This is a genomic window from Ralstonia sp. OTU4908, from assembly GCF_038440115.1.
Lineage (GTDB): Bacteria > Pseudomonadota > Gammaproteobacteria > Burkholderiales > Burkholderiaceae > Ralstonia > Ralstonia pickettii.
The window spans coordinates 149,976-172,970 of sequence record NZ_JASATD010000005.1 but is presented as its reverse complement, the minus strand read 5'-3'; the positions used below and the strand labels follow the sequence as shown (position 1 = coordinate 172,970).

Below are 22,995 nucleotides of genomic sequence, written 5' to 3'. Positions count from 1 at the left end.
GTCCGTCTCGCTATATCGAGACAGGTACCGTTGCTCCTGGAGGCTACATGCTTTTTTCTCGTCAATTTTTACAGGCGCTATTTCTTGCGCCTGTCCTTGGCTTGTCTGCGCTTATCCTTGCACACGCGGAGCCAACGTCCGCGCTTTCCCTCGAAGAAGCCATTGCGCTTGCCACGACGCGTGCGGCCAACGCTGAAATCTCGCGCGGCTCCGTGGAATCGGCTGCGCAGATGGCCGTTGCAGCTGGCCAGTTGCCTGACCCTGTGCTCAAACTCGGGGTCAACAATGTCCCGATAAACGGTCCCGACCAGTTTTCCCTCGGCCGGGATTTCATGACCCAGCGTTCAATTAGCGTGGTGCAGGAGTTCACCCGGCCGGACAAACGCCGGGCGCGCGCTGGACGCTACGAGGCCGAAGCAGCGGCCGCCGAGGCACAACGGACAGTTGGCCTTGCCAGCGTCCAGCGTGGTGTTGCTGCGGCCTGGCTTGACCGCTGGTATGCGGAGCAGACTGACGTGCTGCTTAGCCACCACAGCCACCCCCTCCAACTCGAACTGCAAGCAGCGACGGCCGCCTATCGGAGCGGGCGCGGCACGCGCACGGACGTGCTGGCCGCTGAGGTGGAAATTCAAAAGCTGCAGGACCAGCGCGACGAGAATCAGGCTGCCATCGATGCCGCCAGGGCCAACCTTGAACGATGGGTTGGGCAGGCGAGCAGTCGGCCTCTTTCGGAGCGGCCGTCCCTCACCGTCCCGCCGCGCATCCAGCAACTTGCTCAGACCGACATGGATGCCATACCGGAGTTGGCGGCGGCCCAACGCGACGTTGCTCTCGCCGAGGCTGATATTCGCGTTGCAACCGCAGCCCGTAACCCGGACGTGAGCGTTGAATTGATGTACAGCCAACGCGGCTCGGCCTATTCCAATATGGCCTCGGTCAACGTTAGTTTTCCTTTGCCATGGGACCGCGCCAACCGCCAGGACCGGGAAATCGCAGCAAAGCTGGCGGAAGCGGAAGAAGCCCGGGCCAAGTCCGAAGTCGTCGCACGCACAACCCGGGCGCAGATTTCAGCCAAGTTATCCGAACTGCAACGGAATCTTGGCCGCCTCCAACGCTATGACGAGAAGCTTCTGCCGCTGGCGAACGCCCAGTCAGATGCCGCACTCACCGCCTACCGGGCCAATACCGGGACGTTGCTGGCTGTCGCCGGTGCCAATCACCGCGCCATCGATACAGCGCTGGAACGCCTGACGCTGGAAGCCCGGACAGCAAAGCTCTGGGCCGAGCTCGCCTACCTCATCCCGTTGCCCACAGCCCAAACCGAACCGGCCACAAAGGAATCCAAATGAAGAAGCAAGCCATTTCTGTCGTGGCGGGTCTGATGGTTGCCGGAGCTGCGCTCTACGGCACCTATCGATTTGGCGTAACGCAAGGGCGAAACTCTGCACAGCCGCCAGCGACGGCAACCGCCAACTCGGGCCTCAAGGCAGGCGACGTTGACCCGAAAACTGGCAAGAAGATTCTGTACTGGCATGACCCCATGGTGCCCGGGCAGCGCTTCGACAAGCCTGGCAAGTCGCCTTTCATGGACATGCAACTGGTGCCGGTCTACGAAGACGCCGGCGCCGGCTCGGCCGCCGTCACCATTGACAGCCGCATCACGCAGAACTTGGGCATCCGCACGGTAGAAGTGAAATCGGGCCGGCTCGAATCGGTGCTGGAGGTGCCCGGCAACGTCGCCATCAACGAACGCGGCATCGAGGTTATCCAGGCACGTACCGCAGGGTTCGTTGAGCACGCCTATGCCAAGACCACACTCGACTCGGTCAAGCGCGGGCAGCCATTGGTGGTCATCTATTCGCCAGACTGGGTGGCCGCCCAGGAAGAGTACCTGGCCGTGGCGCGCGCAAACGCGGGCCTCCCAGGTGACCTACGTGGTGCAGCGCTCGCGCGTATGCGCCAAGCTGGCATGACCGAGGGCCAGATTCGGTTGGTGGAAACCACGGGCAAGCTTCAGCCCCGGCTTAGCATCGCCAGCTCCGTCGACGGCGTCGTCACTGAAGTCGGCGCTCGTGATGGCATGACGGTCACGCCCGGCATGACGCTGTTCCGGGTGGCCGACCTCTCGACTGTCTGGGTGCTGGCAGAAGTGCCGGAAAGCCAGGCCTCCGTCGCCAAGCCCGGTCAACCGGTGACGGCAAGTGCTTCGGCGTTACCCGGGCAGACGCTGACAGGCAAGGTCGATGCCATTCTGCCGGACGTCAATCCCACCACGCGCACGCTGAAAGTTCGCATCGAACTGCAAAACAGGAACCGGCAGCTGGTCCCTGGCATGTTCGTCAGCGTCCGCTTTGGTTCGCAGGGCGGCGCCGAAAAGATTCTCGTCCCGACGGAGTCCCTCATCCGCACTGGTACTCGCACCATCGCCATGGCCGAAGCTGGCAATGGCGGCTTCAACCCGGTCGAGGTCAAGACCGGTGCCGAGGCGAACGGACAAACGGAGATTACCGAAGGCCTGAAGGTGGGCCAGAAGGTCGTGGCTTCCGGCCAGTTCCTGCTTGACTCGGAAGCAAGCCTGCGCGGGGCCACCACGCGTATGGAAAGCGCATCTGCGCCAGCCGCTCCGGTAGCGGCGGGCCCTGAGCACGAAGGTGTCGGACGCATCGAAGCCGTTTCCCCGCAAGCGCTCACCATCTCCCACGGACCGATTCCGACCATTCACTGGGGCGCCATGACGATGGAGTTCAAAGCACCGCCGACTGGGATGCCGAAGGGCCTGAAGACAGGACAACAAATCCGCTTCCGCTTCCATATGGATGCGGATGACACGCCTGTGCTTTCCTCTGTGCAGCCGGTCCCCGCAGCGGGGGGCACCAAGCCATGATTACCCGGCTCATCCTTGCGTCCATCCGCAACCGGTTCCTGGTGCTGCTAGCCACCATCATGCTGACCGCATGGGGTCTGTGGGCGGTGCGCAGCACGCCGCTCGACGCGCTGCCCGACCTCTCCGACGTACAGGTCATCATCCGCACGCCGTTTCCTGGCCAGGCGCCGCAGATTGTCGAGAATCAGGTCACCTATCCTCTGACGACCACGATGCTGTCGGTGCCGGGGGCCAAGACCGTGCGGGGCTACTCATTCTTCGGCGACTCCTTTGTCTACGTGCTATTCGAGGACGGCACCGACCTTTATTGGGCGCGTTCACGCGTGCTGGAGTATCTGAACCAAGTGCAATCGCGCCTGCCGGCGGCAGCCAAGCCGGCGCTGGGCCCGGATGCCACCGGCGTGGGCTGGGTCTACGAGTACGCGCTGGTCGACAAGACCGGCCATCACGACCTGAGTCAGTTGCGTGCTCTGCAGGACTGGTTCCTGCGCTTCGAGCTGAAATCGCTACCCAACGTAGCTGAGGTCGCCTCCATCGGGGGCATGGTCAAGCAGTTTCAGGTCGTGTTGCAACCCGACCGGATGCGCGCCTACAACCTGTCCCAGGCCAAGGTTCTCGCGGCACTCAAAAGGGCCAACCAGGAGACTGGTGGTTCGGTGCTGGAGTTGGGCGAGGCCGAATACATGGTGCGCGCCTCGGGCTATCTGAAAACACTCGACGATTTCCGGCAGATACCGCTGGTGACAAGCGGCGCCGGCATCCCGGTACGGCTCGGCGACGTTTCCACGGTGCAATTGGGCCCAGAAATGCGTCGCGGTATCGCTGAGTTAGACGGCCAAGGCGAAGTGGCAGGTGGCGTCATTGTGATGCGGTCTGGCAAGAATGCCTTGGAGACCATCGACGCGGTCAAAGCCAAGCTGGCGACTCTGCAGAAGAGCCTACCTGCCGGTGTTGAGATTGTGCCAACGTATGACCGCTCTTCGCTGATTACCCGCGCGGTGGACAACCTGACGCACAAGCTCATCGAAGAATTCATCGTTGTCGCGCTGGTTTGCCTAGTCTTTCTGTTTCACCTGCGCTCGGCGCTTGTGGCCATCATCTCTCTGCCGCTCGGAGTCTTGTCGGCCTTCCTGGTCATGCGCTACCAAGGCGTCAACGCCAACATCATGTCACTTGGCGGAATTGCCATTGCCATCGGCGCCATGGTCGACGCCGCCGTGGTCATGATTGAGAACGCGCACAAGCATCTAGAGCGCTGGTACGAGGAGCATCCGAGCAGTAGCCTCTATGGGCATGAGCGCTGGAATGTGATTAGCGAGTCTGCGGCAGAAGTCGGCCCTGCGCTGTTCTTCTCACTCCTGATAGTCACGCTCTCGTTTGTTCCGGTCTTTACGCTCGAGGCCCAGGAGGGGCGACTGTTCTCGCCGCTCGCGTTCACCAAGACATATTCCATGGCTGCGGCCGCTGGGCTTTCAGTGACATTGGTCCCCGTGCTGATGGGCTACCTGATTCGGGGAAAGATTCCGCAAGAGCAAGCGAACCCATTGAGTCGTTGGCTCATTCGCGCATACCAGCCCGTCCTCGCTCGCGTACTCGCCTATCCAAAGACGACGTTGGCTATCGCTGGCGTGTTGCTGGCCCTGACCGCTTGGCCCGCACTGAAAATCGGTGCCGAGTTTATGCCGCCCATGGATGAGGGTGACCTGCTATACATGCCCTCCGCGCTGCCCGGCCTGTCCGCTGGCAAAGCCGCCCAGCTACTTCAGCAGACGGACCGGCTCATCAAGACCGTGCCAGAGGTGGCGTCAGTTTTTGGGAAGGCAGGCCGCGCCGATACGGCCACCGACCCGGCTCCGATGGAGATGTTCGAAACCACGATTCAGTTCAAGCCGCGAGACCAGTGGCGGTCTGGTATGACCACGGATAAGCTGGTCGAGGAGCTGGACCGCACAGTCAAGGTTCCTGGTCTGTCGAACATCTGGGTGCCGCCCATCCGCAATCGCATCGACATGCTGGCCACAGGAATCAAAAGCCCCGTCGGCATCAAGGTGTCCGGCGCAGACCTGAAGGAGATAGACCAGCTGACGACTCGAATCGAAGCTGCCGTCAAGCTGGTTCCGGGCGTCACATCAGCGCTGGCGGAGCGGCTGTCGGGCGGCAGGTACATCGACGTCGACATCAACCGCGCGGCGGCAGGCCGCTACGGGCTGAATATTGACGACGTCCAGAGCATCGTGTCCTCAGCCATCGGTGGCGATAACGTTGGTGAAGTGGTGGATGGACTGGCGCGCTTCCCCCTCAACGTGCGGTATCCACGGGACTATCGCGACTCCATTGAGCAGTTGCGTCGCTTGCCTATCGTTACTGACCGAGGCCAGCAAGTCCTGCTGTCTGATGTGGCAGACATTCGCGTCGCGCAAGGCGCCCCCATGTTGCGCAGCGAGAATGCACGCCTGTCTGGGTGGGTCTACGTCGATATTCGCGGACGTGACTTGCGGTCTGCCGTGCAGGAGATGCAAATCGCTGTTGCCAAAGCGGTCCCCATGCCTCCCGGCTACTCGGTCAGCTGGTCCGGGCAGTTCGAATACCTGGAACGAGCAACCGCAAAGCTGAAGGTCGTCATACCGTTCACGCTGCTCATCATCTTTGTGCTGCTCTACATGGTCTTCCAGCGCATCGACGAGGTCCTGCTCATCATGGGGACGCTTCCGCTCGCGCTGATTGGCGGCTTCTGGTTGCTATACCTGTTGGGCTTCAACCTGTCAGTCGCGGGTATCGTGGGCTTCCTGGCGCTCGCCGGTGTGGCAGCCGAGTTCGGCGTCATCATGCTCCTCTACCTGAAGCAGGCGTGGGCTGCCCGTGAGCTGAATGGGAGAGCTGACGTTCAGGCTCTTATCGAGGCCATACAGGAAGGCGCAGCTCTCCGCGTGCGCCCCAAGGCGATGACTGTCGCCGTTATCTTGGCCGGCCTAATTCCCATCATGTGGTCCAGCGGTACAGGTTCCGAGGTGATGCAGCGTATTGCTGCGCCCATGCTTGGCGGCATGGTCACCGCCCCTTTGCTGTCGCTCTTCGTTGTGCCGGCTGGCTACTTGCTGCTACGCAGGCGGCAACTGAAATTCAAGAGTAGCTCCCAACAGCCTTCTCTCACCGTGGAGTTCAAGTGAAACCCGCCCTCGTACTCTCGCTACTTTTTGCCATCGCTTCGGGCGCATACGCCGCAAGTTCGACGGATTCGATGGATATGAAGCCATCGACGCAGGCCAGCCAAGCGGCCAAGCCCGTAACCGCCGAAATCAAGAAGATTGACCTGCAGGCTGGCAAGGTCACTCTCAAGCATGGTCCGATTGAAAATCTCGGCATGCCAGCGATGACGATGGCTTTCCCGGTTAAGGATGCCGGAAGCCTGAAGAGCTTCAAGGAGGGAGACCCCGTGAATGCCGTCTTTGGCCAAGCCAGTGGCACCGCCACAGTGCCGGAACTTCGGCGTCGATAAGGCTGGTTGCTGAAAAGCACGAGGCCCGGATAGACAACGCTGTATCCGGGCATCCAACCCCTCGCTAGTTCAGCCGCAACAACCCTGTTTCTCCTGAATTGACGGGCATTTCACTGAGCCATAGGAGCAGTAGACGCAGCAATCGCCAGGCTTTGGCCGCAAGACCGTCTTGCAATTCTCACATTCGTAGTAGAACTGGCAAGAATCGGTCGGCATGGTCTCCTGTTTCGCGAATCCGCAGTGTGGGCAGGTCAGAACCGAATTCAGATTGACAGTGGCCATGATTTTCACTTGTGGGGCGTTGATGGGTAACCGGCATTGGTCGTGGCTTTGACCAGCATGGCGGTATCGGCCTTGGTCGGGTCAAATCTCACGGTCGCCGTTTTATGGTCAAAGTCGACCTTGGCGTCCTCGACGCCAGGGACCCTCTGCAATGCCTTTCTGACCGTCACTGGGCATAGGGGGCAAGTCATATTCTGCACGTCGAGGACAACGGATTGCGTGGCCGCGAACGCGGACGCCATCGGAAGCAGCGCGATAGCGAAAAGTTTGGTAATGAATCGCATAGAGACTCCGCTCAAATAAAGAGGGGCGCGGCCAGAGGGGTGACCAAGAGACCAAGTACGAGCACGGCTGCCAGCCAGAAAATCAGACGCTGCCGCGTCCGCACCATGGGCTTGGCACAGGAAGTGTTCGGCGCACACACCGGCTTGACCAAGTACAGTCGACGGAACGCCAGACCGAAAAATAACAGTGTCAGGGCAATGAAAGCCGGGCGATAAGGCTCAAACGCGACTAGATTGCCAACCCATGCACCGCCGACGCCAAGGGCGAGCAAAACCAGGGGCCCAACACAGCACACCGACGCACCAATCGCGGCGAATACACCAAGGGTCAGTGAGCGTTTCGAATCCAAGAAAGACATGAAAGCTCCAGTCGTCATCTACGTGCTAAAAGCATAGACTCCGTACTTAGGTACGGAGTCAAGCGGAAATTCAACGAGAGACTGACTATGTTGACGATTGGACAGGTGGCGAAAGCTGCGAACGTCAATGTTGAAACGGTGCGGTATTACCAGCGGCGCGGGTTGCTTCGGGAGCCGGAAAAGCCGGTGAGCGGTCAGCGGAAATACTCGGTGGACGATGTCCATCGCCTGAGTTTCATCAAGCGTGCGCAGGTACTCGGTTTCACACTGGAAGAAATCGGAAATCTATTGCAGCTTGAGGGAGCCGACTGCTGCGGCGATACGCATGATTTGGCCGTGCGCAAATTGACACTCATTGACGCCAAGATTGCTGACCTGACCAGCATGCGCAAAGCGCTGGCAGACTTGGTGCTCCAGTGCGAACTAGGGAATCAGCAAGGTAGCTGCCCAATCATTCAATCCCTTCTACCGGGCTGATTTCCGCTGACGAGAACTGGCGTGCCGGACACACTGAAAGGAACTCGACCGGCGCGGACGCGGCCCTCCAGAAGAGGCCACATCGAACGAAGAAGACCATAGTCGTGTATCACGTTCCACGCAGCGACATCCATCAACCTGCGCCAGCCACCAACGAAGCCGCTGCCCCGCTCCTCGTGTAAGGAAGTCTGGGCGCCGGCCGTCCAATCTCCAACACCGGCAGTTAACCGAACTAACCAGCAAGGCCAGGGTGTCGGGCCGCAACTTCCAGTCGGCCCTAAGTACCACAGTGCTGCAGGCACCTGGCTGGAATTGGGTAATGAGGCAACTGCTGTCTGAAGTCTTGCCCCAGCGTTGACTGGGGGAGTAACTACCTGAAAAGGAGATTGAAAATGTTGAAGAGAATTCTCTTGCTCGCTGTGACAGGTTCCGCGCTTGTCTCTTGGTCCGCCTATGCTGGCATCCAAGGTCCTGCGTCCCCCTATACCCATGGAGCGAAAGCCGCGACGTTTGACGTCTACTCGGATGGTGCAAACTCATCCAAGTTCGATGTCTATAGTGACGGCAAGTTCAACGTGTACTCAGATGGTGCAAAGTCATCCAGGTTCGATGTCTACGGTGATGGCAATTAAGTCTCGGACAGGTGCGACGCATTGGCAGATAGCGCGAGATTTACCAACGGCGATAGGCTTGTCGGCGACGGCTCGCAAGAGTAACCGCCCCATCGGCGCTTGGAGAGGTACTCTCGGCTATTCGCTTGGTGTCGCGTCCACCTGCACGTTACCTACTCCCTCAAACATCGCCCTCATGGGGCGTTGCCTTTGACGGGACGGCGCATCGTGTGGCCGCGTCAGGCGCTGCAATTGCAGAGGTAGTCTTCAAGCCATGTCTCTCACTCACCACCGCGCACTGGCCTCCCGTCCGCGCGCTCTTCCACTCGTGACTCGCCTCCGTATCGTTGCCCTGCGCGCGGTGTAAGGAATTTTGGGCGTCGTTCGTCCAATCTGCAGCATTCGCTCATGCAAGTCCTAGGCACCCGAAGCTGAAACGAGGGCCGGCGAGGTTGCATGGACGAGGACTTGGCTCGCTCAGCAAGTCACTCTACCCACAACCAAGGAACGCTCAATGTCACGCAGAACCTTCCTGTTGCAGTCCGCTGCAATTGTCGCCACTACACTCGCCGCCCCGGCAGTTTTCGCGCAGCAGCGCAAGCTTCGCTTCGGTGTGGGTCCTTTCATGCCGACCATGGAAGACACCAAGCGAGCGTTTACCCCGTTGTTTTCATATATCGCCAAGCAGATGGGCGCGCCGGATTTCGAGCTCGCCGTAAGCTCAGACTGGGCCGGTCTCGCAGTGGCAATGGGCTCGGGCCAGTTGGACGCAGCGTGGATGGGGCCATGGGGCTACGTGATTGCCAACAACGCGACCGATTGCCAGGCAATTGCCACGGTCAAGTACGACGACAAGCCCACCTACCACGCAATCATCATCGGCCGACCGGATATGGACGTCTCGCGCTTTCCTGACGATACGCGCGGTCGCTCAATTTCGTTTGCGGACTTAGGCTCGACATCGGGCTGGTTGATTCCAACCTACTACGCCGCTCGAGTCTGGAAGATTGACCCAAAGGCGTTCTGGAAATACAGCGAGGGTGCGGCCCATCCGGCCAACGAGATTGCCGTGGCCGCCGGGCAGGTCGACCTGGCAACCGACTACGACCGCAACCGCAACGCGATGATTGCGGCAGGCCGCATCAAGCCGGACGGCACGAAGGTTATCTGGACTTCGGAGCCGCTACCCAATGACGCCTTCGCAGTGCCGAAATCCGCACCGCGCGAGTTTGCGCAGAAGCTGCAGGCCGTTCTCACCTCGCTGACAACCGAGCAAGCCAAGGAGGTCATGCCACCCCGCTATACCGGCTTCGTCTCGGCGACACACGCGACTTACAAGATGATTGAAGACGCGGGCATTGCCGTTGGGCGTATCAAGGCCAAGAGCTGACGGCACCGGGAGGCGAGCCGAAACTCTGGCGGCCTTCTTGCTTGGTCAGCGGCGCACCAGCCGCGTTCCCGGAGCTATACCAATGAACAGGCCCGGACAATCATGCCCGATTGAGTATCACTACGACGCACGCGAATTCCGACGCGCGACGACCTCGCGCGCGGAGACTGCATACGTCGTCGGTGGGCTGTATGGCAATCTCGAGGCACTCCACGAAATTCTGCGCATGCGGGAATCGGAGGCCAAGCGTGGCATCCACATCGACCTCGTGTTCAACGGGGACCACAACTGGTTCAACACGGACATCGAGAGCTTCAGAGAGGTCAATCAGGTTGCTCTTGAGAGCACCTCCATTCGCGGCAACGTGGAGGCGGAGCTGTCGGCGCCCACGGATGCAGGATGCGGTTGCAACTACCCTGACTACGTCAACGCCGAATACGTTGCGCGCTCGAACGCCATCATGCGCCGACTCAACGACACCGCAGCCCAAGCGCCAGAACTGCGAGAGGCGCTCGGGCGACTGCCGTACTTTCGTGTACTGGAAGTCGGCGAATGCCGGATTGGCATTGTGCACGGCGACGCCGAGGCACTCTCTGGCTGGGCGTTTGCCGCCGAGCGGCTGTCGCCGATTGGCAAGTGCTGCTCCGGCGACGAAGCTGATGTGGAGCCGACTCCGCTGCAGACAATCGAGCGCTACTTCAGAGATTCCGGAGTCCACGCCTTCGCCAGCACCCACACGTGCCTCGCTCACGCGCGCGACTATCGCGTCGACGGCAGTGACCGCCTCATCATCAACAACGGCGCGGCCGGCTTGCCAAACTTTGCGAACACCGGCTTCGGTCTTATCACGCGCATCTCGACCGACACGCGGATTCCCCCGGAAAGCCTCTACGGCATCAACATGCATGGCGTGCGCTTTGATGCTGTCCCCGTGCGTTTCGACACCACGGCTTGGCTCCGACGGTTTTTCGCGAACTGGCCACCGGGGTCACCCGCCTACGAGGCTTACCACAGCCGCATTATCAAGGGACCCGAATTTGGGCTGAGACACGCGATTGGCGGTCGCGTGCAGCGGACAAATTTCTGATGTCGACTCACGAAATTGCAGCGCGCCGGGCGCTCGAAGCAATCGAGCGCCGCCGAGAGCGGACCTGGTACCAAAGAGCGAAGCGTTACGCGCTTGCGGTCGCGATTGCGGCGTTCTTCGTTGAAAGTTGGCGACTTGCACAAGTCGACTTGGAGCGCTTTGTCAGCGGCCTGCCAAAGCTTGCACACTGGCTGGCGATGGCATGGCCGCCGAAACTGGATGAACTCCCCGTCTTCCTCGAGCGCACGGCCGAAACCGTCGGGATGGCCGCAATCGGCACGATGATGGCGACGTTCCTGGCCATTCCCATGGCGATTCTGGCGAGCCGAAACATCACACCGCTCCCAAAGCTGTATCTGCCTGCCCGATGGTTCCTGAATGCCCTACGCGGCATCGACGCCTTCGTGTTTGCGTTGTTGTTTGTGGCGGCGGTCGGACTGGGGCCATTCGCCGGCGTGCTGGGCATCGCACTACATACCTGGGGAAGCGCTGCCAAGCTCATCGCAGACCACGTCGAGAACGCCAACCTCGGGCCAATGCGAGCGGTGGAGACAACAGGCGCCAGCCGTATTGTTGCCGCAGCGTACGCGTTGATTCCGGACGTGCTCCCCGTCACCCTGTCGACGACGCTGTATCTGTTTGAATTCAATGTGCGCGCGTCGACCGTGCTGGGAGTGGTCGGAGCAGGCGGTATCGGGCAGGAGCTCAAGAACAGCATGGACCTGCTGGACTTCGCTCGCCTGGCCACAATCATCTTGGTCATCTTGGCTGTGGTTACCGCGATTGACCAGTTATCCGGATGGATGCGTCGCAGGTTGGTTTAGGTATGCATGATTCCCAAACAGCACGGCTGGTGCCAGCGCGTTTCCCCGACGACCGTGCGATTCTCGAAGTGCGCGGGCTCAACAAACGCTACCTCGGCAGCTCGGTCCTGCGAGACCTATCCTTTGAAACCATGCAAGGTGAGTGCTTGGCGCTGCTCGGCCCCAGCGGCGCCGGCAAGACAACACTCATTCGCTGCATGGCGGGTCTCGATGCGCCTGATGCTGGGCAGATTTTCTTCAACGGCACTCGGGTCGGCGAGCTCGGCGGAGCGCAGCGGCGCCGGATTGCCGTCGTCTTTCAACAGTTCAACCTCATCGGTCGGCTCTCAGCGCTGGATAACGTACTCGCGGGTAGGCTCGGCCACGTCCCTGCCTGGCGTGGACTATTGCGCCGCTTTTCCCGAGAGGACCGGCTGCTCGCTCTGGAGTGCCTGGACCGCGTCGGGCTGCTGTCGCTAGCCCAACAGCGGGCAGACACGTTGTCCGGTGGACAGCAACAGCGCGTGGCCATTGCACGCGCACTCGCCCAACGTCCCGACATCATCCTCGCGGATGAGCCCGTCGCCAGTCTGGACCCGCAAAGCGGTGCCAATGTCCTCGCGTTGCTGCACGACATATGCCGCAATGATGGAGTGACCGTCATCTGCAGTCTGCATCAGTTGGATTTTGCGCGAAGCTGGGCTGACCGCATCCTCGGGATGGCGGCAGGCAACATCGAGGTTGATGTCGCTGCCAAGGACTTCGACCGCCACGTAAGCTTGCGAATCTACGGTAGCGGCATTCCCAAGCCTGCGGCTGCAATCTAACGTATGGGCGCCATGGACCAGCCTATGGGTAAATACACTCACAGCGTGCTCCCGCTGGACGACTGCCGCATCCTGGCAGCGCTAAAACGGAATGCTCAGCGGAGCGCTGCCATATCAACAGGAGCAAGCGTAGCCACGTCAATGGACGCGTCCCCCGCAGTGTTTTTCTTTACCCAGGAGAGAACGATGAACGCAACTCATCTGAAGTACAAACGTATTATTGGCGTCTGTTTGGCGGGGCTCGCCGGCTTGATAGCCACAGTGGCACACGCGGACGGCGAGATGCGTGCGCTCGATTTCGAAACGCACGCGGCCTTCTTTTCCGCCGAAACTCACCAAAAGGCGACGCTGGACCCGCAGGTGTTCGTTGCCGAGCGCGGCGCGCCAGCGGTCGTTGGCCCGCAGAACATCAAGCACGTTGCCGACTTGCGCAATGCGCTACTGAGCGATTCGCCAACGCTGCCTATCGTGAATGCGTCGGGCCAAGCGCTTAACATGACGCTTGGCGCCTGGCTTGGCGCCAAGGGACAAGTTATTTTGACGCGTCTGCCCGACGGCCGCGAACAAGTCAGCGTGGCCATGTCCGGCCTGAAACCTAATGGGCACTACAGCCTGTTCGAGAATCACTTCGACCAGAAGCCCATTGGATTCACACCGCTCGACGGCAACGGCACCGACAACAATTTTGTTGCCGATGCGCAAGGCAAAGCTGTTATTACCACAATATCGCCGGCCCCCCTTACTCATGACAATGCCGTCTTGCTGGTTTATCACTCAGACGGGAAATCGCATGGGAAGCTGCGTGGTGAAATTGGCGTGACCGCTCACCACCAGCTCATTGTCCGGCCTTAATTCAAGGCACCACTGCGGGCGCTTGCCCCAGGCACCCTCAAGGACACGCAGAGCCTTGGTCTTGGACCGCCGCTTCTCAACCGTCCGCACCAGCTCGTCGAACTGGCCTTCGGTAAGGGGCAGCACCTGCCCGAGCAAGGCTTAGAACGACTCGGCCTTCATGGTCCACATCTCCTATGAGGGGGCCGAATTTTAGGTCAAATCAATACGAATCGCGAACAGAGCCCATAAAAATGCGGCGACCAGTACCCAGGCAGGTACGGTCGCCGCAGAATCAACTCCGATGAACGGAAGCTAGGACGCGTCAGTGCCGCGTCGTATCTGGCATCCGCCCTTCCTCCTCTGCCCTTGCCTGCATGGCCTTGAGGTAGCGCAGCCGAAACACGGGGGCCCCATTTGGCGGCGTGGCATCCCCCAGCATTCGGATATCCACCTCTGGCGCCGCTCTCAACATAAGCCGCAGCGCTGCGAAAAACGCCTTGGCCTCGGGCTCGTCGCGCGCCTCGACCACCGCGATGACGTCCTGCGTTGGTGGGTCGCTCACAACGTAGTACGCGCAGTCGGGTTCCAACGCCAGCAGCAGTCCCTCCGCCTTCATATCGGCTCTCCCGCCAGGTCGACCTCCCCCTCTGCGCAATACATCGCGGGCGCGAGGACCGACACGCTCACCTCAGTCAGGTCAATGCCCTTGTAGATGCTTGGTATCGTCTCTGGCCGGCAGATGGAGTGAATGGCCTCGGCCATCTCTTCCAGCGCCTCCCCAACGCTGAGACACCTGTCCCGCTGACACATGCCAACCAGAGGCAGAATGGTTCGCCAGGGCAACAAATTGTGCAACATCAGTGCCTGGCTCTGCCCTGCGCGGCCGAGCATCACCTGAATCGGCTGCCGCTCCAGCGCCTCTAGATACGCGATGACCTGCGGTTCAAACAGTGGCAGGAGGAATCGATGTTGCATGCCACCGACCTGCTGCGTGATGGTCGCGTAAGCGCCTTTGGCGGAGCCAAAGAAACCTGACAATCGCAGGTCTACGCCCTCACCCCGCGTGGCAATGGTGTCAAACATCGGCTCAGTGGTATCGCCGCACAGGCACCAACCCGCAAACACACCGGGAATGCCGTTTCGGCTACGGACCGCGTCCAGTACCTCAGCGGGCTCCATCAAGCGAGCGTTGCACACTTGCGAACCGTAAAAATCAAACGACTCGACGTTCATGTTGTCCTCTGTGAAATACGTCGGATTGACGCAATTCGTATAGCGACAACATCAGTGCTCCGCGATGTACCTAACTAACGCCCACGCTTAAAGACCCGATGCTCAAGTCAGTGCAGCAAGCGTCAGGCATTGCAAGATTGGGGCGGCCATAGGCCAAATCTCTGCATCAGTTCCGCCATCACCTCATCACCGTCGGTGAAGATGTTGTGGATTTCGTCGTGCCGGTTGGCACGCATCCACCGCATCGTCGAAACCACGTCCTCAAACGCAGAATCGTCCAACCATTTGCACAGCGACGCCGGGTCACCTGAGGCGTAATTTTTGTTGTACAGACCGATGAGAAATTGAGCGAGGGCGGTCGTGCTTCCGCCCGCATGGTGCCAGCATATTTCGAAGAGACGGTGCGCTGCCTGCGCTCCGGTATCGCCAACAAATTGCGCGCGTAACGGCGGTAGCGCAACGACACCGGAGGTGCACTGCTTGATGGTGTGCTTCATGGGTGTCCTTATTGAAATGCGTCGGATTGACGCAATCCGTATAGCGACAACATCAGTGCTCCACGATGTAACAGAAAAGTGAAAACGCAATACTGGAGTCGCCACGCTCGACACAGTCTAATTAAAAGTAGTTTTTCTTATCAACATCCAATTGTCGCATCCCGGCAACGTTATTGTTGTGATGTATTTGGTTGCGTTAGTCTACATTTGAAAGACAAAATATTTCGCGTCAGTCAATTTACATTGGCGCCATGCAACGTTAAATTGAATGACGCAAAGACATCGAAACACAAAGACGGACGGTCGCGCAAGATTTGGCGTCGACCATTTTTATGCGAACACGTAGAGAAGAGAGGTTTTATGGATTCCCAACTGCAACACATTACCGAGAAGGCTCGTGCCGCCAGGATTGGCGGTTTTTGCCGGCTTTCCACAGGAGAGAAACTCGCAGCGGCGCTAGTGCTGAATCGACCGGATTGGTTGGATTCGATGGGCTACACGATTGCGGAGGCGATAGACAGGCTGGACCATGGATGGGTCGAGCGTTTGATGCAGGCCGAACGGATATTGAACGACGAGTAACCGAAGGCGCGGCCCTACGCGCCGTTGACTAGGCTCGTCTAATAATTTACTCAATTACTCATGAAGAATTCTGATTCAGCAATGCAATCCGACCCAACCGTAACCCACCGCAATGATTGCGAAGGGGACGCCCCGACCAGCACGACATCAAAAACACGCTCCAAAGCGACGCCAAAGCGCGTGTTGCAGTTCGACTACGACTCCGATGCGTTGCGTAGCGAGGCTTCCCCTCTATATCACCGCTATAGCGGTCAGATATACCCCCAGGCGGCACATATCGAAATCGACTGCGAATGCGGCATGGTCACCATCGGGTATTCCCGCGAAATCGGTAACGCGGTCCCCGAAGAGGTTTACCACGGACGAACCCGGCGCTACAGAGTGCCAGCCGAGACGAGCGGCGAGACGCTGGCCGATTTGCTCGACTCCGATGAATTCCAGGATTTAGCGAGGCGGGTGTACCAAGGGGTCAAAATCGTCTGGGACGGCAATAACCTCGTGGGCAAGGTTGATTGTGATGCCCAAGACGCCGAAGAAACCCTTGAGGAGACTCTACTCAATTTGGACAACGAGTCTCTGTCCGAAGTCTGGGACGTAAGCGACTGGCTGTTTGCCAACAATCAACTGACGTCCCTGTGGTGCGATGAATCACTGCAAGCTGCCGCCAGAGCCCTGCGGGCAGAGGCTCGGAGGGCGCACGTCCACATCGACGGTAGCATCGAGACTGCCCTCCTCGATGCCGCGCGTGAGACCTTCCGGAATGGCGGGGAACTCAGCACGGCCCATGTCGACGCTCTGCTGGAGCGAGGTCTGATTGGCGCCGACGAGGCCGAGGAGTGGCGTGAGGAACCCTGTAGACAGACATCTGATGAATGAGTCTATGTTCAGCGACGACTACAAAGCCGTGCTTTGGCCTTTCGGCAGTTCATGCTGACCAGGAGAAAGCTTAGAACAAGTCACCGCTTGCCGGCGGCTTTGGTGTCTTGGGTGTTTTGGGTGCCTTCCGGTCAGCCGACGCTGGTGCTGCCTCCATCTTGTCTGCGGGATATAGCGACAGGAACCTTACCCCGCTGCAAACCCTGTCGCGCGGAAATGTTGACCAGGTGGAGCAGGCCGCTGAGGCCTACGAGAAACGGTAGAAATTGCACTGTTGCATTGCCATCAAGTAAGAGGACTCGATGCGCCAAACGCTTCAAAAAGTCGGTCGAGAATTGGTGCTGCGACTGCCGGCCAAATTCATCGAACAGAATCAGTTGAGGGCCGGCTCGCAGGTCGAGCTCCGAATTGCTGGCAACAAGCTGACGATAGAAGTTCGGGACCAACCACGCTGCAAGTTGGCTGACCTGTTGGCGGAAATGCCCGACGGTTTCCCGCGAGCGGAAGGCTGGGATGAAATGCCTGATGCCGGCAATGAGCGTGGCTGATGAGCCCCCTAATGGCTAGCTGATGAGTAGGGCACAGCCGTTGGTGCTACGCTATGAAAACTGGAGGGCTATGGCATGAACAAACTAATGCACTTCGCTGAGTCGCAAAAGAATATCGACTGGGTTGCAACACGGCTAGGTGCGGGCGTCGCTGTCTTTGGCGTACTGGTGGCTGCAGCAACTGTCATTGCCATGATTGCTAGGTGACTAGCAAGGCCCAATGAGGAGGGGCAGGTTTCCTGCGTCCCGCTACCGAACACCCCCGTCACCGAAGGCCTAGCCGTTCGGTTAAAGAGTTGATAAGGACAGGTTCGCCTGCATTATTCGAAGCCCCTCTTTGCGCGAGCAAGGGGGCTTTTTCACGTCCCGGCGCGCAGCATCTACCTTACCGTCAGCAATCTATAGCCCGGTTTGAGCCCTTTTTTACGCGTAAAGGCTCAAGCGAGCGTTCGATGTAGCCGAACCTGGCGTGACGAGGCAGGTCCCACACATGTATCGGTAGCTGTCGCACGTTTGCTCCTGGCCACGTGTTGCCCCGGAATCCGCGACGTACTAGTATGTATACACGTCGATGTATATCAATGGAGGGATGATGATGAACCTGCAAATCGCGAAATGGGGCAACAGCCTCGCGCTGCGTATCCCCGCTGATTACGTTCGCCACGCTGGCCTCAAGGAGGGCGACCAAGTGCAGGCCAACCTGACCGTGGATGGCGGAATAAGCATTCACGCGGCCAAATGGGACCGGAAGGTTTTCGCGCAAGAACTGGCGTCGACTCGCGAGGCGATGCCGATGACACAGTCAGTCATGGAGGAACTGCGGCACGGAGCGCGCTACTGATGGTGTACGTTGACACGAGTGTATTGGTGGCGCTCTGCGTGAATGAGCCGAGGAGTCCCGCTGTTTCGCAGTGGTACGCGGCGTGTACCGACGAAATGGCCTCTGCCACGTGGTGTGTGACCGAATTCGCGAGCGCCCTCGGCATCAAGAAACGGACAAAACAATTGTCAGCCGAACAGGGGGCATCTGCATGGCAGGCATTCGAACGCCTGTGTGCTGGCGACCTACAGTTATTGCCTGTCGAACCGTACACGTTCCATCGCGCTGCCGTGCTAACCCTGGATGCGTCCATGGGGCTCCGTGCGGGTGATGCACTGCACCTTGCGTCTGCGCTGGAGGCCAAGGCCAAGGCCATGGCGACGCTCGATGATGTACTGGCCCGCAATGCAAAGCGAATGAGGATTAAGCCGCTCGAGTTTTGAGTGGCTGGCGGAGCGCTCCTTATCGCCTACCTCACGCACTTGCGTCTCAAAGGGTATCCGAAGCAGGTTGCCCACGGGCATTGGTCGTTCGGGCACGGTGGTGTTTCGGGTTCAAGATAAACGCCAATCCACAGCAGCTCCTCAGCAATCGCCAAGCTACTCTGCAATCTTGATGTCCAGATAGTCACCCACGCCCAGTGGTGGTGCTGTCGACCTGCCTGCTGCCGTTGGCGGATAGCGCCCTGGCCAACCAGCCGAAGCTGAAGAAGATTTTTCCTCAGACAAGAAAGGGCCTCAGTCATTGACTGGGGCCCAGTCTAGAGCTGTCTAAGGCTCCTAATCAACTCCTTAACCGAACGGCTAGCCGCATGCCGGCGGCTTTGGTGTCTTGGGTGCCTTCCGGTCAGCCGGCGGTGGCGCTGCCTCCATCTTGTCTGCGGGGTACAGCGACAAGAAGCTGCGCGCCACCTCTGGGTCCCGGCAAGCCAGCCACTCGTCCCATTTTTCGCGCGTCAGCATGACGACACCGCGCTTTTCTTTCGCAGAACCGTCCGGATTGCTCGGCTTGTGCATTCGCTTGAAGATGGCGTGGTCATCCGCGTTAAGCGTCAGCATGGCGAATGCGTAGCGCGGTGGTACTCCCTCGGATGTTTGCCAGGTACGCCAGATGCCGGCGATGCCAAACTCGCTCTCACCTTTAATCCAGATTTTGTGCCGAACGTTGTGACCTGTCTCGTAGCACGGCTCATAGATGGCATCGACCGGCACGATGCAGAGGTTGCACGCTCTCCAGTACTTCCCGAACATGCGGTTGGTGCTGACCGTCTCTGCACGGGCGTTGACGGGGTTTGGCATACCTGAACGAGCGTACTCGGCTGGCGCAAAGCCGAAATTCGCCACGACGCAATCCTGCTTACCGTCCTTGTTGATGAAGACGAGCGGCGAGTCGTAGTCGGGGAACGTCTCAGGTGGATAGTCCACTACAGGGCCGAGGCCCAACAGAACGCGGAGGCGCTCGACCTTCGCTGGCGAGTAGTTGGTACACATGATGCTCCTCCCCATACCCACGAAGCGATGGCCCGTTGTAGGCAATCATTACGGCGGCATCTTTCCGCAGGTGTCCAACTCAATCTCCCATTCCTGCAGCCAGGACTCGCCCGCAAGTTCGCTGCGAAGGGCACCGACGATGATGCCCGTGTCAGTCGTGCCTTCACCCGGCCCCATCGACTGCTCGAGCTGACGCGCCCGCATAATGACAACTTGCAGACACCGGATTTCCCATAGGAGACGGCGTACCACTGGGTCGTGACCGTACTGCAGCTGAATCTCGCGCAGGCGCTTCCGGGTGAGCGCGGGGAAGCGTTGTCGCAGTGGGAAGGTCATTGTGGAACCTCAAACTTGGCCGAGCTACCGACGGCCGCGCGACAGCCGCTTCAATGCCTGCTCTTCTGCTGTCGACCAACCAAGCGGCCGCTCCCACAAACAGGGCTCGGCAAACAACGCTGAATCCAGCGCGTCCAATCTCGCCAGGAACGGCTTATCGATGCCCCACATGCGGGTCAAAGTAACAACGCCGTACGCCTGCCTAGCGATGTCTTGCAGGCGATAGATTTCCCACAGCAAGTCGCGCACTTCCGGCGTGGGATTGCGTTGCCATATGGCCCGCAGCGCAGCTGCAGAAAGCTTCTTGCGCTGGGTCTCAGGAGTTGGAAAGTCACGTGCCGCCATGGTCTAATACTGGATATATATACAGTATCTTCAGCTAGCGGCACTTGGTCAATGAGAGCCGCAAAGATGTGACCGATACACCCCCGCAAGCGAACAGCAAGCGTTTGTACATCCTTTTTCCGTCAGGCTAGTCAGCCTCGGTCCAGTCAACTACGTTTATCAGGCGAGTCCGGACGGATTCGCCGTGACCCAGATGATGCAAACAGCACAGGTGGCGCGCATGCCTTCCCAAATCGACATGGACAGCAACCCGACGGGGCCAGCGTCAGCGCGCGCAGGCACTCGGGAAGAGGCACTGCGACTGCTTAAGACACAAGGCGTCGCGACCGTCGAGCTGGACTATGAATCCGGCTGGCAGGATGCCGTAGAACTCGGCCGGCTGGGCCAGAAAGTTGGCATCAGTGTCGAATTCCGTGGTCACGAGAGCGTAGCGGTTAGCTCCGTGACGGCGCTGGTGGCTGGCTTGACGCGTCCCAAGGTGACATTCCGGCAACGCAACCTCTATTGCCGATTTGACTTGAATCGACTGCCAGCAGGCGAGTTGGAGCGGCTCGAAGCAAAGGCGGCAAGCCTGGGCGACTACGTGCTCGGTGGTCACTTGCTGCCAGCGGCCGACGTGGTCTGGTCCGAGTAGCCGCTTTCATGGGCTATTCACCCAACGATGAGCGCCTGCCGACGGATTCAATGTGTGGCTCCTGCCTCTGCGACCCAGGTGTCCACAAAAATCCGCTCAGAATCCGCTCACTTTTGAGCGGATTCTAGTCAATTTTTGAGCGGATTCTTGCCAAATGTGCTCCCGCCTTTGCGTAGCGTTCGATACATCACGCAAACACCCACATTGCTGTGCCCGCGACTGCGGCATCAATCCGGAACTGACGACTGATTCGACACGTCATGACGTGGGGTGACGAGCAAGGAGCTCGTTTTGCAAGCAAGTGTGCATACTATGCACACATTGCCGGGGGGAGCGTAGCGTCGCCAGAACTTTGCTTCCGAAAGGAGAGCACGAGTGCATCCCAGTAAGGTCAGCTACAGCAGTTCATTACAAGGGGGTCGCACGAACACTCATAGAAGTGGTCAACTGCTTTTTTGGCTTCGCGCTTGGCAGACGCCGCCAGCGTCGCAATCGCATCGCTATCGAGTTGAGAGTCCGAGGGCACCGAGACGACTCCCACGGCGACCGTCACGAAGCCATAGAAGCGGAGGTTGCCGTGACGGTCTTCACTGTTGATGCCGCCCGCTTTGATGTCCGCTGGCGTGTAAATCTCCACCGCTTTGCGATTGAAGTCCGCCATGGCGGTGCGGATGCGCGACTCCCAATCCTCGCTCTGGAAGAGAATCAGGAAATCGTCGCCGCCAACGTGCCCGAGAAAGTCACGAAGTGGGTCACAGGCCTCACTCAGGACCGCAGCCGCCAACTTAAGCATTTCATCGCCCTTCCAATAGCCATACTGGTCGTTGAACGGCTTGAAGCTGTTTAGGTCGCAGTAGCACGCGTGGAAGGGAGCTCCGCTTGTTAGCAGCCGCTTGATGTGGGCGTCAATTGGTAAGTTGCCCGGCAGGAACGTCAATGGGTTTGCGTACCTTGCCGCCTCGATACGCACTTCCGTGACCGCGCGAACAAGGTCCTCTCCTCGTGCAAGCCCTGCATAACGTCCATTCTCGACGAGCACCAGTCCATCCGCGAGATAGCTTTGGTCATCGCTGGCCAGCAGATTGACCACATCTTCCATCGTCGCACTCTTTTCCAAGAGGACGGGAGTCGAGTTCGCAAAGGTCATGCACGGCTTCTTGCCAAACAGGTCGCGGTGGTAAGGCTGCGCATACCAATCAATGAAAGAACGGCGGCTAATGATGCCGACTGGGCATTCGTCCTTGACAACAGCCATAGCGTGTAGGTCTTGATGCCTGGAAAATAGTGCCAGAACATCGTTGTTACGCGTGTCTGGCAACACGCTGGGCGCGTCAATCAAAAGTCGGCTTGCAGAGAAAGTACGAGTCGTCAGCTTGGCCACCTCCGGAAACACGACAATCGAATTGGTTCTGATTGCCGCCAGTGCCGGCTCACCGAGTCGGAGTGTGGGGTCGGGCGCAGGTTTGCCGAGGACATAGCCTTGTGCGTAAGCGATGCCAATATCGCGGCAGACCATCAAGTCATCGACCGATTCGACGCCTTCGGCTATCAATAGCGCGTCGGCCAGGGACGCCAATTGTTGAAGGCTTTTGAGCGCGCTGCTGTGGAACGCCGAGGTCGCAACCCCGTCAACAAGGGAGCGGTCAATCTTGATGAAGTTCGGACGCAAAGCTGCCCACAAGCTAAGGTTTGCGTTCCCCGTACCGTAGTCATCGAGAGCAAACTGGACGCCTGCCCGCTTTGTGACCTCCAGGGCGTCTTTGAGAGAACCAAGTGGCTCAGGAGGAGGCTGCTCGGTGAGTTCGATGACAATGCGCTCGAGCGGAAGATTCACTTCTTCGAAGAAAGAGCGAACATCGTCCTCGTCTTGGACCATTTCCCTGAGTGCATCCGCGCTGAAATTGACAAAGAGCTTGCCCGTTAGCTCGGCCTTTGCGAACGCCCGAATACACACGCGAGCGGCGAGTCGCTCCAGTGCCACCATGCAGCCCTCCTGCCTTGCTCGCTCGAAGAGCCCGACCGGATGTTCAAGGGGCGAGCCGGCCGGTCCCCGAATCAACGCTTCATATCCGAAAATCTCGCCGCATGCGAGGTCTCCGATTGGCTGGAACACTGCGCTCAGGAGCTGCTTTTCGATGCACTCTGCAATGGATATCGTCATGATGGCGGCAGAAGCAAAAGTGACTGGGCAGCGAATCTGAGCCGCCCCCAAAGGTGTTGCGACGCTACAGCTGCTCGCACCCTGTCGCTTTGCGGAGTGTTGGCCGAGGTCAACGCCCCCCAGGGTAGCTCGGGAGGGT

At 59.2% G+C, this 22,995-nt stretch carries 27 protein-coding genes and 1 pseudogene; 17 read left to right on the top strand and 11 right to left on the bottom strand.

The genetic code is table 11. The features are described from left to right. Positions 1–47 precede the first annotated feature (47 nt). Genes AAHM38_RS06875 through AAHM38_RS06860 form a run of 4 tightly spaced genes read left to right on the top strand, consistent with a single transcriptional unit; the run spans position 48 to position 6,380 of the window. Positions 48–1,349, top strand: coding sequence for a TolC family protein (locus AAHM38_RS06875; RefSeq protein ID WP_024973575.1), 1,302 nt, complete (start codon positions 48–50; stop codon positions 1,347–1,349). Continuing rightward, complete coding sequence (locus AAHM38_RS06870) at positions 1,346–2,884, top strand: efflux RND transporter periplasmic adaptor subunit (protein ID WP_024973576.1); 1,539 nt, start codon at positions 1,346–1,348, stop codon at positions 2,882–2,884. Before AAHM38_RS06875 ends, AAHM38_RS06870 begins: the two co-directional genes overlap by 4 nt. Further along, on the top strand, positions 2,881–6,051 hold the full coding sequence (locus AAHM38_RS06865; RefSeq protein WP_024973577.1) for an efflux RND transporter permease subunit: 3,171 nt from the start codon (positions 2,881–2,883) through the stop codon (positions 6,049–6,051). The genes AAHM38_RS06870 and AAHM38_RS06865 overlap by 4 nt, the downstream gene beginning before the upstream one ends. Next, a complete protein-coding gene (locus AAHM38_RS06860) occupies positions 6,048–6,380 on the top strand; it encodes a copper-binding protein (protein WP_024973578.1) in 333 nt (110 codons plus the stop codon). Before AAHM38_RS06865 ends, AAHM38_RS06860 begins: the two co-directional genes overlap by 4 nt. A 69-nt stretch (positions 6,381–6,449) precedes the next feature. On the opposite strand, the gene AAHM38_RS06855 is transcribed toward AAHM38_RS06860, so the two are convergent. The 3 genes from AAHM38_RS06855 to AAHM38_RS06845 are packed head-to-tail and all read right to left on the bottom strand — an operon-like array spanning position 6,450 to position 7,305. Continuing rightward, complete coding sequence (locus AAHM38_RS06855) at positions 6,450–6,662, bottom strand: GDCCVxC domain-containing (seleno)protein (protein WP_080693836.1); 213 nt, start codon at positions 6,660–6,662, stop codon at positions 6,450–6,452. A gap of 5 nt (positions 6,663–6,667) precedes the next feature. Continuing rightward, a complete protein-coding gene (gene merP, locus AAHM38_RS06850; protein ID WP_024973579.1) occupies positions 6,668–6,946 on the bottom strand; it encodes a mercury resistance system periplasmic binding protein MerP in 279 nt (92 codons plus the stop codon). Positions 6,947–6,957: 11 nt separating this feature from the next. Beyond that, the gene (locus AAHM38_RS06845; protein ID WP_024973580.1) at positions 6,958–7,305 is read right to left on the bottom strand and encodes a mercuric transporter MerT family protein; all 348 of its coding nucleotides are present in this window, start codon (positions 7,303–7,305) and stop codon (positions 6,958–6,960) included. Between the two features lie 87 nt (positions 7,306–7,392). Here AAHM38_RS06845 and merR point away from each other — a divergent pair, with 87 nt between their 5' ends. The 6 genes from merR (at position 7,393) to AAHM38_RS06815 (ending at position 13,352) form a co-directional block, all read left to right on the top strand. Further along, positions 7,393–7,782, top strand: coding sequence for an Hg(II)-responsive transcriptional regulator (gene merR, locus AAHM38_RS06840; RefSeq protein ID WP_037056936.1), 390 nt, complete (start codon positions 7,393–7,395; stop codon positions 7,780–7,782). 1,125 nt (positions 7,783–8,907) lie between these two features. Further along, complete coding sequence (locus AAHM38_RS06835; protein ID WP_024973583.1) at positions 8,908–9,783, top strand: phosphate/phosphite/phosphonate ABC transporter substrate-binding protein; 876 nt, start codon at positions 8,908–8,910, stop codon at positions 9,781–9,783. Positions 9,784–10,009: 226 nt separating this feature from the next. Then, a complete protein-coding gene (locus AAHM38_RS06830) occupies positions 10,010–10,870 on the top strand; it encodes a hypothetical protein (RefSeq protein WP_152545590.1) in 861 nt (286 codons plus the stop codon). After that, positions 10,870–11,694: a phosphonate ABC transporter, permease protein PhnE gene (gene phnE, locus AAHM38_RS06825; RefSeq protein WP_024973585.1), complete on the top strand. Its 825-nt coding sequence runs from the start codon at positions 10,870–10,872 to the stop codon at positions 11,692–11,694. Before AAHM38_RS06830 ends, phnE begins: the two co-directional genes overlap by 1 nt. Positions 11,695–11,696: 2 nt before the next feature. After that, positions 11,697–12,500: a phosphonate ABC transporter ATP-binding protein gene (gene phnC, locus AAHM38_RS06820; RefSeq protein ID WP_051539935.1), complete on the top strand. Its 804-nt coding sequence runs from the start codon at positions 11,697–11,699 to the stop codon at positions 12,498–12,500. Between the two features lie 186 nt (positions 12,501–12,686). After that, a complete protein-coding gene (locus AAHM38_RS06815) occupies positions 12,687–13,352 on the top strand; it encodes a hypothetical protein (RefSeq protein WP_024973587.1) in 666 nt (221 codons plus the stop codon). Here AAHM38_RS06815 and AAHM38_RS06810 read toward each other — a convergent pair. The 4 genes and pseudogenes from AAHM38_RS06810 to AAHM38_RS06795 all read right to left on the bottom strand — a co-directional run. Further along, a pseudogene (locus AAHM38_RS06810) lies at positions 13,314–13,490 on the bottom strand (IS1595-like element ISCARN29 family transposase); the annotation flags it as partial. The gene AAHM38_RS06815 and the pseudogene AAHM38_RS06810 sit on opposite strands and share 39 nt — an antisense overlap. 166 nt (positions 13,491–13,656) lie before the next feature. Then, complete coding sequence (locus AAHM38_RS06805) at positions 13,657–13,950, bottom strand: hypothetical protein (RefSeq protein ID WP_024973588.1); 294 nt, start codon at positions 13,948–13,950, stop codon at positions 13,657–13,659. Next, on the bottom strand, positions 13,947–14,567 hold the full coding sequence (locus AAHM38_RS06800) for a hypothetical protein (RefSeq protein ID WP_024973589.1): 621 nt from the start codon (positions 14,565–14,567) through the stop codon (positions 13,947–13,949). The genes AAHM38_RS06805 and AAHM38_RS06800 overlap by 4 nt, the downstream gene beginning before the upstream one ends. 122 nt (positions 14,568–14,689) lie before the next feature. Further along, positions 14,690–15,064 (bottom strand): DUF7673 family protein, encoded by a 375-nt coding sequence (locus tag AAHM38_RS06795; protein WP_024973590.1) that lies wholly within the window; start codon positions 15,062–15,064, stop codon positions 14,690–14,692. A 360-nt stretch (positions 15,065–15,424) separates the two neighbouring features. On the opposite strand from AAHM38_RS06795, the gene AAHM38_RS06790 reads away from it, so the two are divergent. The 6 genes from AAHM38_RS06790 to AAHM38_RS06765 all read left to right on the top strand — a co-directional run bounded on the left by AAHM38_RS06790 (position 15,425) and on the right by AAHM38_RS06765 (position 18,333). Continuing rightward, complete coding sequence (locus tag AAHM38_RS06790) at positions 15,425–15,646, top strand: hypothetical protein (protein ID WP_024973591.1); 222 nt, start codon at positions 15,425–15,427, stop codon at positions 15,644–15,646. Between the two features lie 81 nt (positions 15,647–15,727). Beyond that, positions 15,728–16,522 (top strand): hypothetical protein, encoded by a 795-nt coding sequence (locus AAHM38_RS06785; protein WP_125472830.1) that lies wholly within the window; start codon positions 15,728–15,730, stop codon positions 16,520–16,522. Positions 16,523–16,824: 302 nt separating this feature from the next. Further along, positions 16,825–17,070 carry an AbrB/MazE/SpoVT family DNA-binding domain-containing protein gene (locus tag AAHM38_RS06780; RefSeq protein WP_024973593.1) on the top strand — a complete coding sequence of 82 codons (246 nt, stop codon included), beginning with the start codon at positions 16,825–16,827 and terminating at the stop codon, positions 17,068–17,070. 75 nt (positions 17,071–17,145) lie between these two features. Further along, positions 17,146–17,277 (top strand): hypothetical protein, encoded by a 132-nt coding sequence (locus AAHM38_RS06775; protein ID WP_257019851.1) that lies wholly within the window; start codon positions 17,146–17,148, stop codon positions 17,275–17,277. A gap of 382 nt (positions 17,278–17,659) precedes the next feature. Beyond that, positions 17,660–17,911: an AbrB/MazE/SpoVT family DNA-binding domain-containing protein gene (locus tag AAHM38_RS06770; RefSeq protein WP_430715396.1), complete on the top strand. Its 252-nt coding sequence runs from the start codon at positions 17,660–17,662 to the stop codon at positions 17,909–17,911. Then, positions 17,911–18,333, top strand: coding sequence for a type II toxin-antitoxin system VapC family toxin (locus AAHM38_RS06765; protein WP_024973595.1), 423 nt, complete (start codon positions 17,911–17,913; stop codon positions 18,331–18,333). Before AAHM38_RS06770 ends, AAHM38_RS06765 begins: the two co-directional genes overlap by 1 nt. 360 nt (positions 18,334–18,693) lie before the next feature. On the opposite strand, the gene AAHM38_RS06760 is transcribed toward AAHM38_RS06765, so the two are convergent. The 3 genes from AAHM38_RS06760 to AAHM38_RS06750 are packed head-to-tail and all read right to left on the bottom strand — an operon-like array spanning position 18,694 to position 20,061. After that, positions 18,694–19,380 (bottom strand): SOS response-associated peptidase family protein, encoded by a 687-nt coding sequence (locus AAHM38_RS06760; protein WP_257019852.1) that lies wholly within the window; start codon positions 19,378–19,380, stop codon positions 18,694–18,696. Between the two features lie 48 nt (positions 19,381–19,428). Beyond that, entirely contained in the window at positions 19,429–19,716 is a 288-nt protein-coding gene (locus tag AAHM38_RS06755; protein WP_024973597.1) for a hypothetical protein, read from the bottom strand. Between the two features lie 24 nt (positions 19,717–19,740). After that, positions 19,741–20,061 carry a hypothetical protein gene (locus AAHM38_RS06750; RefSeq protein WP_024973598.1) on the bottom strand — a complete coding sequence of 107 codons (321 nt, stop codon included), beginning with the start codon at positions 20,059–20,061 and terminating at the stop codon, positions 19,741–19,743. Between the two features lie 220 nt (positions 20,062–20,281). Here AAHM38_RS06750 and AAHM38_RS06745 point away from each other — a divergent pair, with 220 nt between their 5' ends. Beyond that, positions 20,282–20,695, top strand: coding sequence for a PHA-granule associated protein 4 (locus AAHM38_RS06745; RefSeq protein WP_235202057.1), 414 nt, complete (start codon positions 20,282–20,284; stop codon positions 20,693–20,695). Positions 20,696–21,086: 391 nt separating this feature from the next. Here the strand turns inward: AAHM38_RS06745 and AAHM38_RS06740 are convergent, their stop codons facing one another. Then, positions 21,087–22,856, bottom strand: coding sequence for an EAL domain-containing protein (locus AAHM38_RS06740; RefSeq protein ID WP_116575897.1), 1,770 nt, complete (start codon positions 22,854–22,856; stop codon positions 21,087–21,089). Positions 22,857–22,995 lie beyond the last annotated feature (139 nt).

Excerpts from the sequence above, each read along its gene's own strand:
- AAHM38_RS06855 (WP_080693836.1), bottom strand. The coding sequence starts at position 6,662 with ATGGCCACTGTCAATCTGAATTCGGTTCTGACCTGCCCACACTGCGGA.
- AAHM38_RS06835 (WP_024973583.1), top strand. The coding sequence starts at position 8,908 with ATGTCACGCAGAACCTTCCTGTTGCAGTCCGCTGCAATTGTCGCCACT.
- AAHM38_RS06770 (WP_430715396.1), top strand. The coding sequence starts at position 17,660 with ATGATGATGAACCTGCAAATCGCGAAATGGGGCAACAGCCTCGCGCTG.
- AAHM38_RS06845 (WP_024973580.1), bottom strand. The coding sequence starts at position 7,305 with ATGTCTTTCTTGGATTCGAAACGCTCACTGACCCTTGGTGTATTCGCC.
- AAHM38_RS06775 (WP_257019851.1), top strand. The coding sequence starts at position 17,146 with ATGAACAAACTAATGCACTTCGCTGAGTCGCAAAAGAATATCGACTGG.
- AAHM38_RS06780 (WP_024973593.1), top strand. The coding sequence starts at position 16,825 with ATGCGCCAAACGCTTCAAAAAGTCGGTCGAGAATTGGTGCTGCGACTG.
- AAHM38_RS06800 (WP_024973589.1), bottom strand. The coding sequence starts at position 14,567 with ATGAACGTCGAGTCGTTTGATTTTTACGGTTCGCAAGTGTGCAACGCT.
- AAHM38_RS06785 (WP_125472830.1), top strand. The coding sequence starts at position 15,728 with ATGCAATCCGACCCAACCGTAACCCACCGCAATGATTGCGAAGGGGAC.
- phnC (WP_051539935.1), top strand. The coding sequence starts at position 11,697 with ATGCATGATTCCCAAACAGCACGGCTGGTGCCAGCGCGTTTCCCCGAC.
- AAHM38_RS06815 (WP_024973587.1), top strand. The coding sequence starts at position 12,687 with ATGAACGCAACTCATCTGAAGTACAAACGTATTATTGGCGTCTGTTTG.
- AAHM38_RS06795 (WP_024973590.1), bottom strand. The coding sequence starts at position 15,064 with ATGAAGCACACCATCAAGCAGTGCACCTCCGGTGTCGTTGCGCTACCG.
- AAHM38_RS06755 (WP_024973597.1), bottom strand. The coding sequence starts at position 19,716 with ATGACCTTCCCACTGCGACAACGCTTCCCCGCGCTCACCCGGAAGCGC.
- AAHM38_RS06750 (WP_024973598.1), bottom strand. The coding sequence starts at position 20,061 with ATGGCGGCACGTGACTTTCCAACTCCTGAGACCCAGCGCAAGAAGCTT.
- AAHM38_RS06875 (WP_024973575.1), top strand. The coding sequence starts at position 48 with ATGCTTTTTTCTCGTCAATTTTTACAGGCGCTATTTCTTGCGCCTGTC.
- AAHM38_RS06830 (WP_152545590.1), top strand. The coding sequence starts at position 10,010 with ATGCGGGAATCGGAGGCCAAGCGTGGCATCCACATCGACCTCGTGTTC.
- AAHM38_RS06765 (WP_024973595.1), top strand. The coding sequence starts at position 17,911 with ATGGTGTACGTTGACACGAGTGTATTGGTGGCGCTCTGCGTGAATGAG.
- phnE (WP_024973585.1), top strand. The coding sequence starts at position 10,870 with ATGTCGACTCACGAAATTGCAGCGCGCCGGGCGCTCGAAGCAATCGAG.
- merR (WP_037056936.1), top strand. The coding sequence starts at position 7,393 with ATGTTGACGATTGGACAGGTGGCGAAAGCTGCGAACGTCAATGTTGAA.
- AAHM38_RS06870 (WP_024973576.1), top strand. The coding sequence starts at position 1,346 with ATGAAGAAGCAAGCCATTTCTGTCGTGGCGGGTCTGATGGTTGCCGGA.
- AAHM38_RS06760 (WP_257019852.1), bottom strand. The coding sequence starts at position 19,380 with ATGTGTACCAACTACTCGCCAGCGAAGGTCGAGCGCCTCCGCGTTCTG.
- AAHM38_RS06740 (WP_116575897.1), bottom strand. The coding sequence starts at position 22,856 with ATGACGATATCCATTGCAGAGTGCATCGAAAAGCAGCTCCTGAGCGCA.
- AAHM38_RS06790 (WP_024973591.1), top strand. The coding sequence starts at position 15,425 with ATGGATTCCCAACTGCAACACATTACCGAGAAGGCTCGTGCCGCCAGG.
- merP (WP_024973579.1), bottom strand. The coding sequence starts at position 6,946 with ATGCGATTCATTACCAAACTTTTCGCTATCGCGCTGCTTCCGATGGCG.
- AAHM38_RS06805 (WP_024973588.1), bottom strand. The coding sequence starts at position 13,950 with ATGAAGGCGGAGGGACTGCTGCTGGCGTTGGAACCCGACTGCGCGTAC.
- AAHM38_RS06745 (WP_235202057.1), top strand. The coding sequence starts at position 20,282 with ATGCCTTCCCAAATCGACATGGACAGCAACCCGACGGGGCCAGCGTCA.
- AAHM38_RS06865 (WP_024973577.1), top strand. The coding sequence starts at position 2,881 with ATGATTACCCGGCTCATCCTTGCGTCCATCCGCAACCGGTTCCTGGTG.